Genomic DNA, 12953 nt, shown 5'->3' with positions numbered 1-12953 from the left:
TAGTCCACTTCCTGTGGTATCCTCGGAAGTGTGCTGATTTCGACGGCCGCGGCAGCGGGTATGACAGTGACCGCGCTGGCGATGGTGGTCACTCCCGGACCCAACATGATGTATCTTGTGTCGCGCAGCATCAGCCAGGGCCGGATTGCCGGCCTGATCTCACTGGTTGGTACCGGGATCGGATTCGTGGTCTACATGACGATGGCCAACCTTGGATTGACGGTCGTGTTCATTGCGGTCCCCTGGTTGTTCATCGGGTTCAAGGCCGCGGGTGCGGCGTATTTGGCGTATCTGGCGTGGCAGGCATTGAAACCTGGCGGTCGTGGTTTGTTCGAGACTCACGAGTTGAAGCGGGACTCGTCTGTGCGGTTGTTCCGGATGGGTTTGCTCACCAACTTGTTGAATCCAAAAGCGGCGATCATGTATCTGGCGCTGATCCCGCAGTTCATCGACCCGCATCGTGGTCACACTGCCATCCAGCGGTTCGTACTCGGTGGGATACAGATCACGGTGAGCATGGCGGTGAACGCGTTGATTGTTGTGGCAGCCGGTGCGATCGCGGGTTTCATCATGCGTCGGCCGACGTGGGCGGTCTGGCAGCGGCGGGTCACCGGCACCCTACTGGGCATGGTTGCGGTGCTGCTGGCGCGTGAAGTGCCGGCGAGCGCTCGGGTATAGACCCGGCTTGGGCTGCCTCTGCTTCGCCGTGCAGCACTCGACTCCAGCTGCGGTCCTCGGCAGGGTGGGCCGCATACCACCATCCCAACCGTGAGATGTTTGCGGCTGAACCGGAGTTGGCGGCTTTGCTCGAGCGGATCGCACGTGAATACCTCGCCGAGATTCTATCGCCCCGTTGGTGATTCACGCCAATGCGCGATCACGGGGACTAGGGGTTCGCACTGCAAGCCACGACAGAGTTACGCGGTGGGGGCGCGCCCGCAGCCCGGCGCGTGCGCACCGCTGGCGGCCCCAACCCTCGAGAGCATTTGCGGTGACGCCGACAAGGACACAGGACGGTCTGCAACGTCCTTTGTGGGAGCGGGTCCGCCGAGCTGCGCCAAGTGTTACGAGCGCCGGATTGCGTCGGTGAAGACGACGCGGTGTCGGCGAATCACGCGTCGAGCACCTCGCTAACCCGGGCCTGGAGCAAGGACCGGTCGCCGAAATCGTCTAGGCTGACGCCGAACCGGCTACTCAGCAAGTCGAGAACCTCTGCCACGCCCTCGAGTCTCAACCGTTGGGTCGCATCGCTTCTATGAACGGTCAAATTTCGGCCGCGCAAGTTATAGCGTTCGTCGTCCGTGACGATCGATGCGGTCAGAGCGGTAACGAACAACGACGTAGGATGTGTTGACATGTACCAACTCCCGACTTCCATATCAATACGCGGCCTCGGATGAGTGGTGAATGTGTAAAGCGGTTTCCACTCTTCTCCTACCTGGACCTGCAACAGGTATCCCCCACGGTGATCGAGCAGTTTGTACGCCCCATGAGGGGTTTGTTGCACGATGCCAGCGGTAATTCGTAACGGCGCAGTCGGTGTTGGTCCACCGAAGCCGACATCTACGAGAAATCGCCCTTCAACGCTCGGTACCGTTACGAGAAGGGCGTCGTGATTTTCCGCGGCTAGCGGACCAACCGTCCCATTCAACATCACCCGAGCGCTAAGGTGTTTCACACTGAAACCGAGTTCGTCAAGCACATACGCCATCAAGCCGTTCTGTTCGTAGCAAAAGCCTCCCCGGCGTCGGCGCACTAACTTGTCAACCAACGCCTCTGGGCCGAGGTCAGCAACAGGTCGGCCGAGCAGGGAGTCCAAGTTCTCGAATGCGATGCAGCGAGTATGGGCGGAAACAAGGCCGCGCAGAGTCGTTAGCGTCGCATCGGTCGGCCCCGCGTAGTTCACCCGACTGAGGTAATCCGCGGCCACTCGGCTGGGAGCGGCGGACATTAGGCGCCTATCCTCGAGCTCGCAGGGACATGATGAATGGTGACCTTCGGTGCAGGGGACGACTTCTCCACGGGTGAGTATCTCGGGGTTCTCCCAGACACAGCAGACGTCTGATATGTCACCGTCCGGACCGACCCCGGAGCATGTTGCAGGTCTTCGGCAGACACCGTGTATTCCTTCCGTTTCCGAAGGGATGCTCGATCGTGCATATAACCAATTATGTTGAAAGAGCGCGTTTTTATTCCATAGTCGATCGCTGAGATCGCTCTCGATCACTCGACTCAACTGCGGGTTATCGGGCGCGGCCACCAGGCTATCCGACATGGGAACGTAAAGGACTATATAGTCCTTGAAGTTAACGTGTCACTGTCTCGCGGGATGACGCCACGGAGTGCCAAATTCTTTGAGCTACTACTCGAATAACGTTGATAGACAGAGGTTCTCAAATCCATCCTCCTTCAGGGCCGGACGACTCAAGGTCTGGTTGTTCGCGCCGCCCCACAACAGAAAGTAGTGCAATGATCCTCATCGACAACGACATGCGCGGCATCGTCGACAGCGCCAAACTCGGGTTCGTCGCCACCGTCAACCCCGACGGGTCGCCGAACCTCTCCCCCAAGGCATCTCTGCGCGTATACGACGACAACCACATCGCATTCATGGACATCGCCTCGCCGGGCACCGTCGCGAACCTGTCGCTGAACCCACGCATCGAGATCGCTGTTGTGGACTTCTTGCGCAGACGCGGCTACCGCTTCAGCGGCAGTGCGGAACTGCACCAGCCCGGCAGCGCCGTGCACACCTGGTTACACGAATGGCTGCTTGAGCTCAACGGACCGGGTTACCCCGCCAAACAGGCGGTCTTGGTGAACGTTGAAATTGTACGGCCGATCCTGTCGCCGGCCTACACCTACGGCAATGCTGACGAGCAAAGCCTTGTCACGCAGTATGCGGCCACCTACCTCCGCGGCACGCACACCACCGATCAGGCCGCAGCCGACCGAGAGTGACTTCGCTGCCGGATCGCCGCGCGCAGTACAGACAGTGCTGGCGTGGGGCGACACCCGCAGATGAGCGAACCGCGCCAATACCGTGGGTGGCCTCCGGCCCGCGAACACCCGGCTCGAGCTCTTTGATCCGGTCCCAATCTCGCAATGGTCACGGGGGCAGATGGCGGCTGGCGTGTTCGGTTGCCCGCTGACACGTCCAACCGCTGTTTTGTTCCATCGCCGGACGATCACGGCGGAGCACCTGTATGGCGTCAGCGCGAATCGCCTCGTTGGCCTTCCGGCGTGCGGCATCGATGAGCGCAGATCGAGCGGCCATACGTGCTCGGTGAAATGCGAGAGCACACGCGAATACAGTTGTGGCGATCCGTCGTCGCGCACACTGGTGACGCTCATCCAACGGCAATGGAGGAACGGTGCCGGAATTGAACCCTGTGGCCGAATTCGACTTCATCATCGTGGGCGCGGGCAGCGCGGGCTGTTTGCTCGCCAACCGGCTCAGCGTCAATCCTGACCACCGTGTGCTCTTGATCGAGGCCGGCGGCAAGGACAATTGGTTCTGGATCAAGGTGCCAGTCGGCTATCTCTTCACCATCGCCAACCCACGCACCGACTGGTGCTTCACGACTGAGCCTGACCCGGGTCTGGCGGGGCGCAGCATCATCTACGCGCGGGGCCGCGTGATCGGCGGATGCTCATCGATCAATGCCATGATCCACATGCGCGGGCAGGCAAGCGATTACGAACTATGGACGCAAGCGACCGGTGACGAGCGATGGCTCTGGGGTGGCCCAGACCGCCCCGGCGAGACGTTGGCGATCTACAAGAAGTTGGAGAATTACTTCGGCGGAGCAGACGACTGGCACGGCACCGATGGTGAGATCCGGGTGGAGCGGCCGCGGGTGCGCTGGAAGATTCTGGACGCCTGGCAGGCCGCCGCAGCCGAATTCGGCATCGCCCCGATCGAGGAGTTCAACCGCGGTGACAACTCCGGCAGTGCGTACTTTCATGTCAATCAACGCCGTGGCCGACGCTGGTCGATGGCCGACGCGTTCCTCCATCCAATCTCCAATCGCCCCAATCTCACCATCTACACACAAACGCAGGCGCTACAGCTGCTGATGGACGATCACGTCCGCGACGATCAGCGCCGCGGCGCCTGGACCACGGCGCAGCACCGCGCCACCGGCGTGCGCCTGCTCAAAGACGACCAAATCGTCGACGTCCGAGCCCGCCGGGAGGTGATCCTGAGCGCCGGAGCGATCGGCTCACCTCATCTGATGCAGGTCTCGGGTTTGGGTCCGGCCGGGCTGCTCGCCCAGCATCAGGTGCCGGTGGCCGTTGATCTTCCAGGCGTGGGTAACAACCTCCAGGACCATCTACAGCTTCGAACGGTCTTCCGCGTCCGCGGCGCGCGCACCGTCAACACTCTGTACCGGAATTGGATCACCCGTGCGGGCATGGGAATTCAGTACCTGCTGCTGCGATCGGGCCCCATGACCATGCCGCCGTCCACACTGGGAGCATTCGCCAAGAGCGACCCCGGACTAGCCAGCCCTGATCTGGAGTGGCACGTACAGCCGTTGTCGCTGCCGAAGTTCGGCGAACCGCTACACCCCTTCGCAGCCATCACACCATCGGTTTGCAATCTGCGACCGACGTCGCGTGGCCACGTGCGTATCGCCGATGCGGATCCGCTCACCAGCCCGAAGATCCTCTGTAATTACCTCTCCACTGACGCCGATCGTGACATCGCGGTGCGCGGCCTGCGGATGACCCGGCAGATCATGGCGTCCCCGACGATGGCCCATTACTGCCCGGAAGAGATGCTGCCCGGCTCGCAACTGGTCAGCGACGATGACCTGCAGCAGGCAGCCCGTGAACTGGGCACCACCATCTTCCACCCGGTGGGCACCTGTGCGATGGGTGCCTTTGACGTACACGGCTTGCCGCGGTCGCCCTCCACAGTGCTCGACACCGACTTCCGCGTCTACCGCGTTGCCGGCCTGCGAGTGGCCGATGCTTCGGCGATGCCCACCATCACTTCTGGGAACACCAACGCGCCGGTCATGCTCATCGCCGAGCGCGCGACGCGGGCGATCCTGGAATGAGTACGAGCTGAAGAGGTGGCGGCGACGGGCGGTGCGACGGTCAGCGCCAAGTCTCGAGAACGAACGTCGTGATAGTCCGAGCTGCTCGCAAGGTCCAACCCCCGCGTCGGTGGTGCCGCTAGCTCGGCACCGGCACCCGAGCCTGCCATCGCGCGCGACGTTGGGTGTCAGTCTGCTCCCACCACGGCGGCGTACCACGCTCCCCTAGCGCGGCTTTCACTGCGTTCACGCCCGCCCTGGCCGTCGATTCCTCCGGAGTTCCCTTGGTGCGGCGCACTTCTCGGCGCCAGGCCATGAGGATCCTGACAAGTTCTGCCCGACGCTCCTCGGGTATCGCGGGGTCGGTCGCGCGCCACCGCCGACCGCCAATGACGGTGTAGTGCCCGTCATCGGTGGTCGCGGGTTCGCCCATCCGCCGATCGTATGCGGCCGCATCCCGGTCAGTCGCACTTCGGCGAGCGATGCGCCGATATGTTTCCGCTGTGAAAAATCCTCACATAGATCTAGGCAAGGCCCGCCTTTTTGTTGTAAATTAACACTGCTTGCCCGGCGAAGCAGCGGCTTTAGTCGTCTGAAGGAGTTCTGCCTGTGAAATTCACACAAGGCTGGCGACTATGACCATGGATGCGAAGACACGTCGAGACCGCCTCGCGCACCGAGTGACCGTCGCGCGTGAAGTGACGTACGCGGAACTGGCCGCCGAGTTCGACGTCTCCGAGATGACCATCCGGCGCGATGTCGAGGCGCTCGAGACACTCGGCGTGGTCAGGCGAGTGGTCGGAGGTGCGATCGCGCTCGAAGGCAAGGACAACGAACCGGCCTTCGCCGCGCGACTCGCCGACGCAGCTGAAGAAAAGCGGCATATCGCCGACGCGGTTGCAGGCCTCATCGCACACAACGAGACGCTGATCCTCGACTCCGGCAGCACCGCGCTCGCGGTGGCGAAGTCGTTGAAGGGCCGCGGATTAGGACTGACCGTCCTGACGCCAAGCCTGTTGGTAGCGCTCGAATTGATCGACGAGCCCGAGACCACAGTCGTAATGACCGGCGGCGAATTGCGGCCGGGTGAATTGAGCCTGATCGGTCCGGTGGCCGAGGACACGTTGGCCAACTACAACTGCGACACCTTCGTGATGGGCGTGGCGGGCATCGACGCCGACCGCGGCATCTCCGACTACCACCAAGGTGAGAGTCGCGTGAAACGCGCGGCGAGCAGACGCGCGGACCGGGTGATCGTCGCTGCCGACCAAAGCAAGCTCGGGCGCGTCACCTTCACCAGCATCGCCGCCCTCGCCGACGTCGACGTGATCATCACCGACGGCGATCCCGGCCATCCCGCACTCGTGGCCGCGCGCGCCGCGGGTGTCGACGTTTTCTGCGTCGACAACCGCGCCCACGGCGGCCCGACAGAGCGGCGGGCGGAGCAGCCGTGAGTTCGTACACCATCGGGATCGACATCGGGACCACCGGCACCAAGACCGTGCTGTTCGATACGTCGCGCGGGATCATCGGGCAAGCGTCCCGGGAGACCGCGCTGCACTCACCGCAACCCGGATTCGCCGAGGCCGACACCGATCAATGGCACCGCAACGTCGTCGAATCCATCCGAGAAGTGGTGGCCGGCAGCGACATCCGCGCCGACGAGGTGCAGGCGATCGCCGTCTCAGGCATGGTTCCCGCCGTCGTGGCACTCGACAGCGACGGAAATCCGTTGCGCCGGGCGATCTTGCAGAACGATGCCAGGGCCTCCCTCGAGATACAGCACCTGGCACGGGCGCTGACCGACGTCGACCTGGTGACGATGACCGGTTCGGCGCTGACCCAACAGTCGGTCGCCCCCACCACGACGTGGCTGCGCGAACACGAGCCCGAGGTCTACGAACGCACCGCGCACTATGTCGGTTCCTACGACTGGGTGTTGACGGCGTTGGGTGCCGAGATTCACGTCGAGCAGAACTGGGCACTCGAGTCGGGCCTGTTCACCATCGACGGTGAGATCGCTCAATCCGTGCTCACCGCCGCCGGCCTCGATGCCGCTGTGTTGCCGCCGGTTCACCGGCCGGGGTCCCAGGTCGGGAATCTCAGCGAGGACGCGGCCCGTGAGACCGGTTTGTCGACAGGCGCCGCGCTGGTGGTCGGCGGCGCCGATCACGTGCTTTCGGCGTTCGCGGCCGGAGTCAACGCGCCGGGCGATGCACTCGTGAAACTTGGTGGCGCCGGCGACATTCTGGTCGCCAGCGACACCAGAATCGTCGACGAACGGCTCTATCTCGACGCTCACCCCGTGCCCGGCCACTGGCTGCCGAACGGTTGTATGGCCACCAGCGGCAGCCTGATTCGCTGGTTTCAGGCTCTCGTCGGCGGCATAGACCTCACGGTGCTCGACGAACAAGCAGCGTCATGCCAGCCGGCCGAAGTGCTGTGCCTGCCGTACTTCCTCGGGGAGAAAAGCCCGATCCACGATCCCGATCTGCGCGGCGTGTTCGCCGGGATGCATCTTGGTCACAGCCGTGCCGATCTCTACCGATCAGTGTTGGAGGCCATCGCTTTCGGCTTTCGGCACCACTTCGACGTGTTCACAGACATCGGTATCGGCCCGAGCAGGGTAATGGTCACCAACGGTGGGTCCAAGTCGACGCTGTGGAAGCAGATCCACGCCGACGTGCTCGGCGTTGAGATGCTGCCCGTCCGAGGCCACCCCGGCGCGTCGCTTGGCGCTGCGGTGATCGCGGCCATCGGCGTTGGTGCGCTCGACGACTGGTCGGACGCCGCGCGGTTCGTCGCGCTCGATCCGCCGGTCGTTCCGGAACCGTCCAGACGGGCGGCCTACCACGACGCCTATCAGACGTGGCGGGAACTCGGTGCCGCGGTGGCGCCGATCTCGCACACCATGGCACGACGTATCGGAGATCCAACAACAGTGAAAGGAACAGTGCCGCAATGATATCCACCACGACACATCGGCGGAGGCGGCCGTTCGTCGCCGTCCCCATAATTGCACTACTGGCGGTGCTCACGTTGTTGATCAGCTCCTGCGCGGGCAGCGGAGGACCCGAGCAGCCGCAGGCGAGCGGATCCGGCGAGATCCCCAAGGACGTCTCGGGCACGGTGCGCATACTGATGGAGAACGTCCCCGACACCGACATCGTGAAATCGATGGTTCCGGAGTTCAACAAGGACTATCCGAACGTCAAGATCGACATCGAGACCCTGACCTATGACCAGATGCGCGACAAGTTGGTGTCGTCCTTCCAGTCGCCGTCGCCCGCATACGACCTGATCATCGTCGACAACCCGTGGATGGTCGACTTCGCGAACGCGAAGTTCCTGCAGCCGCTGGATTCCCGCATCGACAGCACACCTGACTACGACGCGGCCGACTTCTTTCCGTCGCTGACGGCGATCACCACCGTCGACAAGGTGCGCTACGGCGTGCCGTTCTACAACTACGCGCTCGGATACCTCTACAACACAGACGATCTCGCTCAAGCCAAACTGCAGGTGCCCACCACCCTTGACGAGCTGGTCAGCACGTCCAAGGCGCTCAAGGTCGGCGATCGTGCGGGTATCGCGATGCAGCCGCAGCGCGGCTACAAGATCTTCGAGGAATGGGGCAACTGGCTGTTCGCTGCGGGCGGATCGATCTACGACGCAAACGGCAAGCCCAGCCTGAACACCCCGGAGGCCAAGCGGGCGCTGAACGCCTACATCGACACCTACCACACCGCCGCACCGCCGGACAGCTTGAACTGGGCCTTCGACGAGGCGTTCCGGTCCGTGTCCGGCGGCCAGGCCGCATCGATGATCAGCTACAACTGGAATCTGCCCGCGCTCAACGAGCCCGGATCCGGGCCGTCGGCCGGTAAATACAAGCTGGCCCCGATTCCCGGTGGAAAGCAGGTGCTCGGTTCGTGGAGTTGGGCCCTTCCGGCCAATTCCGGTGCTTCGGATGCGGGTTGGGCGTTCGCGTCATGGCTCACCTCCAAGGCGCATGACGTCGAACGAACCGAGAAGGGCGGCGCCGCGATCCGCCAGAGCACACTGAAGAATCCGGCAGTACTCAACGGCAAGTTCGGCGCGGACTATTACAAGACCGTCGAGCAGATTCTCGCGAACGCCTCACCGTTGAGCCAGGGCCCCAGCGGCGAGGAGATGATCCAAGCCGTCGGTACCGAACTCAACGAAGCCGTGGCCGGCACCAAGAGCGTCGACGACGCGCTCGCCGCAGCGCAGGCGGCCGCCGAGAAGATCCAGGGCTAATCGCTCTGTGAAGACCCGGAAACCGATCACGTCGACGGAAAGGACACGGCCGCTGTGGCATTCAAATACCGCATGATCGCACCGCTGATCGCCCTTTTCGTGGGCGTGGTCGGTTTCCCCCTGGTGTATGCGTTCTACCTGAGCATCACCGATTACAAACTCACCAGCCGCGGCACGCCGAACCTGGTCGGCATCGGCAATTATGCTGCCACCCTGCAGGACCCGGCGTTCTGGCAGGCGTTCGGCACCACCGCGACGTTCGTGTGCGTGGCGGTCGCGCTGGAACTGACCATCGGCCTTTCTCTGGCGTTGGCCCTACAAAAGCAGCGCTGGGCACGAGATCTCACCAGGTCGATGCTGCTTGCTCCGATGTTCATCACCCCCATCGCTGTCGGTCTCACGTTCCGATTCCTGCTCAACGACCAGATCGGCGCGATCCCACGGATGTTGCAGGCGATCGGCATCGACTACGACTTCTTCGGGCCCGGCCGGGCCCTCTACACGCTCGCGTTCATCGACGTCTGGCAGTGGACGCCGTTCATGGTGCTGCTCCTGCTCGCCGGGCTGCAGTCGATACCCCGGGAACCGATTGAAGCCGCCAAGGTCGACGGTGCCGGCGGGTGGTACGTGTTGCGTCGCGTCACGCTGCCGCTACTCGCACCGGTTCTGGTGGTCGCGGTGCTGCTGCGCTCGCTCGACGCCTTGAAGGTATTCGAGTACGTGTTCGCTACCACCCGCGGTGGGCCGGGCACCGAGACGCAGACATTGCAGTATTTCGTCTACCAGACGGGAATTCAGTTCTTCCGCATCGGATCGGCGTCGTCGATGGCGTTTGTGGTGCTGCTGCTTGTGCTGACGATCATCATCGTGGCGTTCCGCCGCATGGAGAAGGCCAAGCAGTCATGAGGTCATCGCGCACCCTCGCCATCTGCCGTATCGCACTGCTGTGGGCCGCGGCCATCACGGTGCTCTTCCCGATGGTGTGGATCGCCCTGGCCAGCCTGAAAACACCTCAGCAGCTCAGCAATCCGTTCCTGGTCGCGTTCACACCCGACTTCGCCAGCTGGCGCAACGTGCTGTCTTCCGAGATCCTGACCGCGGCGGGCCGAAGTGCCATCGTCGCGCTGAGCACCGTCGGTATCAGCCTGGTCGCGGGCAGCATGGGCGCCTATGCCATCGCCCGGTTCCGGGCCGGAGGCACCGCAACTCGGTTCGGAATGCTTGCCGCGCAGGTACTTCCGCCCGCTGTGCTGGTCTTCCCGTTCCTCACGATGGCCTATGCCCTGCGGCTGACCGACACGCTGGTACCCGTGATCTTCGCGCACCTGAGTTTCGTGCTGCCGGTGGTGACCTGGTTCCTGATCGGCTTCTTCGAAGCGGTACCCCGCTCTCTGGAGGAACAGGCCCAGGTCGATGGGTTCACCCGGTTCCAGGCTTTCCGGCTGGTCGTGCTTCCCCAGGTGTATCCGGGTATCGGCGCTGCGGCGATCTTCGGGTTCACCCTGTCGTGGAACGACTTGTTCTACGGTTTGATTCTTGCCCCAGGGAAGGCGGCGATCCTGCCGGTCGCCATCGCTGGGTTCAACACGTTCCGCGGTGTGCAGATCGGGTCGATGAGCGCCGCGATCCTGATCGCCGTCGTCCCCGTCGTCATCGCGAGCTTTTTCATTCAGCGTCAGCTGGTGCAAGGCATCAGCGGTGGCGCGGTGAAGTTCTAGAAGGTTGGTGACTGCCGCACATGGCAACTATCCGATTCTCCGGTGTCAACAAGTCCTACGGGTCGAGTTCTGTGGTCAGCGATCTGAACCTGGAGCTGCCCGACGGCTCATTCACCGTCCTCGTCGGCCCGTCCGGATGCGGCAAGTCGACATCGCTGCGGATGCTGGCCGGACTGGAATCGGTCACCTCCGGCACCATCATGATCGGTGACCGTGACGTCACCAACCTGCAGCCACGCGACCGCGACGTCGCGATGGTGTTCCAGAACTATGCGCTCTACCCGCATCTCAGCGTCAGAGAGAACATCGCGTTCCCACTGCGTGCGACCAAGACGCCGCGCTCGGAGGCCCTCGAACGCGCCGACAAGGTAGCCGAGTCTCTCGGACTGAGCGCCATGGTGGGTCGAAAACCGAAGGATCTGAGCGGCGGCCAGCAGCAGCGGGTCGCCATCGGCAGAGCGATCATCCGGGAACCGTCGGTGTTCCTGTTCGACGAACCGCTGAGCAATCTCGATGCCAAGCTGCGCGTCGAGACGCGTACCGAATTGCTGCAGATCCAACGCAGACTGGGGATCACGAGTCTGTACGTCACCCACGACCAGGAAGAGGCGATGACGCTGTCGGATCGCATGGTGGTGATGCGAGACGGGCGAACAGCGCAAGTTGGCACACCGCTCGACGTGTACAACACTCCGGTCGACACGTTCGTCGCAGCGTTTGTCGGCAGCCCTAAGATGAACCTCATCGACGGCGACCTTCGCGGTGAAACCTTCACTTTCACCAACGGTTTCACCCTGGCCGTCGCGTCAGGCGGCGCAAGCGGCCGCCTGACGGTGGGCATTCGTCCCGACGACCTCGTGCTGACGGCGGACGACACCGCCGAAGCCAGGGTCCGGCTCATCGAGCTCCTGGGACCACGCGCCATCGTCACGGTGGATGCTCGCGACACCGAACTCACCAGCGTCGTCGAGGTGTCGCGGTTGACCGGAATCGGCGAGGGCGCGCACGTCGCGCTGTCGGCTCGACCGGGCGGGGTGCATGCGTTCGACGCACAAACCGGCCAACGTGTCGTTGGCTTCGACGCACAACAACGGCAGATGGGAACGAACATCTCATGACCAAGACAGTCGTGGTCACCGGCGCCGGCTCCGGCATCGGCAGAGCCATCGCGACGACCCTGGCACAACGGGACTGGCAGGTGATCGTCACCGACATCGACGGCGACGCAGCGCAACAAGTCGCCGCGTCGCTGCCGCCCATCGACGGCGGCGAGCACGAAGCCGCCGTGCTGGACGTCAGTTCGCCGTCGGGCGCTGCCGCCGTCGCCGATGGCGTCGCCGGTCGACTCGGTCTGGAGGCGTGGGTCAGCAACGCCGGCATCTCCTTCATGCATTCCTTCCTGGAGGCACCGATCGAGCGCTACGACAAGACCCTGGAGGTCAATCTCAAAGGGGTCTTCGTCTGCGGCCAGGCCGCCGCCCGAGCCATGGTGCGTAACGGAACATCCGGCGCCATCGTCAACACCGCGTCGATGGCAGGCAAGCAAGGCCGAGTGCCGTTCCTCTCCGACTACGTGGCGTCGAAGTTCGGCGTGATCGGGTTGACCCAGGCGATGGCCTATGAACTCGGGCAATACGGCATCACCGTCAACTGCGTCTGTCCCGGCTACGTCGAAACGCCGATGCAATCACGAGAACTCGTGTGGGAGGCGGAGTTACGCGGCACCACCCCCGAGGAGGTGCGCGACATGATGATCGACGACACCCCGCTGCGACGCCTCGAGCAACCCGAGGACGTCGCCCGGTCGGTCGCGTTCCTGCTTTCCCCCGACGCGCGGTTCATCACCGGCGAAGCCCTGGCCGTGAACGGCGGCGCCTACATGGACTAGGCCGCCCTGCCAACTTGC

Annotated in this window: 12 protein-coding genes; 10 read left to right on the top strand and 2 right to left on the bottom strand. The window is 63.4% G+C overall.

All coding sequences use genetic code 11. The features are described from left to right. Positions 1–33 precede the first annotated feature (33 nt). A complete protein-coding gene (locus A5724_RS16235) occupies positions 34–678 on the top strand; it encodes a LysE family translocator (RefSeq protein ID WP_067803896.1) in 645 nt (214 codons plus the stop codon). 433 nt (positions 679–1111) lie between these two features. Here the strand turns inward: A5724_RS16235 and A5724_RS16230 are convergent, their stop codons facing one another. Next, the gene (locus tag A5724_RS16230; RefSeq protein WP_067803671.1) at positions 1112–1951 is read right to left on the bottom strand and encodes an arylamine N-acetyltransferase; all 840 of its coding nucleotides are present in this window, start codon (positions 1949–1951) and stop codon (positions 1112–1114) included. Positions 1952–2469: 518 nt separating this feature from the next. On the opposite strand from A5724_RS16230, the gene A5724_RS16225 reads away from it, so the two are divergent. Next, positions 2470–2961, top strand: coding sequence for a pyridoxamine 5'-phosphate oxidase family protein (locus A5724_RS16225; RefSeq protein WP_067803669.1), 492 nt, complete (start codon positions 2470–2472; stop codon positions 2959–2961). Between the two features lie 422 nt (positions 2962–3383). Continuing rightward, complete coding sequence (locus A5724_RS16220) at positions 3384–5069, top strand: GMC family oxidoreductase (RefSeq protein WP_197518686.1); 1686 nt, start codon at positions 3384–3386, stop codon at positions 5067–5069. Positions 5070–5187: 118 nt separating this feature from the next. On the opposite strand, the gene A5724_RS33135 is transcribed toward A5724_RS16220, so the two are convergent. Next, positions 5188–5481, bottom strand: a complete 294-nt coding sequence (locus tag A5724_RS33135) for a hypothetical protein (protein WP_082965058.1) — start codon at positions 5479–5481, stop codon at positions 5188–5190. A 202-nt stretch (positions 5482–5683) separates the two neighbouring features. Between A5724_RS33135 and A5724_RS16215 the strand changes: the two genes are divergently transcribed. The 7 genes from A5724_RS16215 to A5724_RS16185 are packed head-to-tail and all read left to right on the top strand — an operon-like array spanning position 5684 to position 12935. Next, positions 5684–6502 (top strand): DeoR/GlpR family DNA-binding transcription regulator, encoded by an 819-nt coding sequence (locus A5724_RS16215; protein ID WP_067803663.1) that lies wholly within the window; start codon positions 5684–5686, stop codon positions 6500–6502. Then, positions 6499–8013, top strand: coding sequence for an FGGY-family carbohydrate kinase (locus A5724_RS16210; protein ID WP_067803659.1), 1515 nt, complete (start codon positions 6499–6501; stop codon positions 8011–8013). The genes A5724_RS16215 and A5724_RS16210 overlap by 4 nt, the downstream gene beginning before the upstream one ends. Then, positions 8010–9329 (top strand): ABC transporter substrate-binding protein, encoded by a 1320-nt coding sequence (locus A5724_RS16205; protein WP_067803656.1) that lies wholly within the window; start codon positions 8010–8012, stop codon positions 9327–9329. The genes A5724_RS16210 and A5724_RS16205 overlap by 4 nt, the downstream gene beginning before the upstream one ends. 54 nt (positions 9330–9383) lie before the next feature. Next, positions 9384–10235 (top strand): carbohydrate ABC transporter permease, encoded by an 852-nt coding sequence (locus tag A5724_RS16200; RefSeq protein WP_067803652.1) that lies wholly within the window; start codon positions 9384–9386, stop codon positions 10233–10235. Continuing rightward, a complete protein-coding gene (locus A5724_RS16195) occupies positions 10232–11047 on the top strand; it encodes a carbohydrate ABC transporter permease (RefSeq protein ID WP_067803648.1) in 816 nt (271 codons plus the stop codon). Before A5724_RS16200 ends, A5724_RS16195 begins: the two co-directional genes overlap by 4 nt. A gap of 20 nt (positions 11048–11067) precedes the next feature. Further along, entirely contained in the window at positions 11068–12165 is a 1098-nt protein-coding gene (locus A5724_RS16190; RefSeq protein ID WP_067803645.1) for an ABC transporter ATP-binding protein, read from the top strand. Beyond that, on the top strand, positions 12162–12935 hold the full coding sequence (locus A5724_RS16185; protein ID WP_067803642.1) for an SDR family NAD(P)-dependent oxidoreductase: 774 nt from the start codon (positions 12162–12164) through the stop codon (positions 12933–12935). Before A5724_RS16190 ends, A5724_RS16185 begins: the two co-directional genes overlap by 4 nt. The last annotated feature ends 18 nt before the right edge of the window (positions 12936–12953 follow it).

The sequence above is a fragment of the Mycobacterium sp. ACS1612 genome (genome assembly GCF_001667505.1).
Classification (GTDB): domain Bacteria; phylum Actinomycetota; class Actinomycetes; order Mycobacteriales; family Mycobacteriaceae; genus Mycobacterium.
This window is presented reverse-complemented; position numbering and strand designations above follow the sequence as displayed.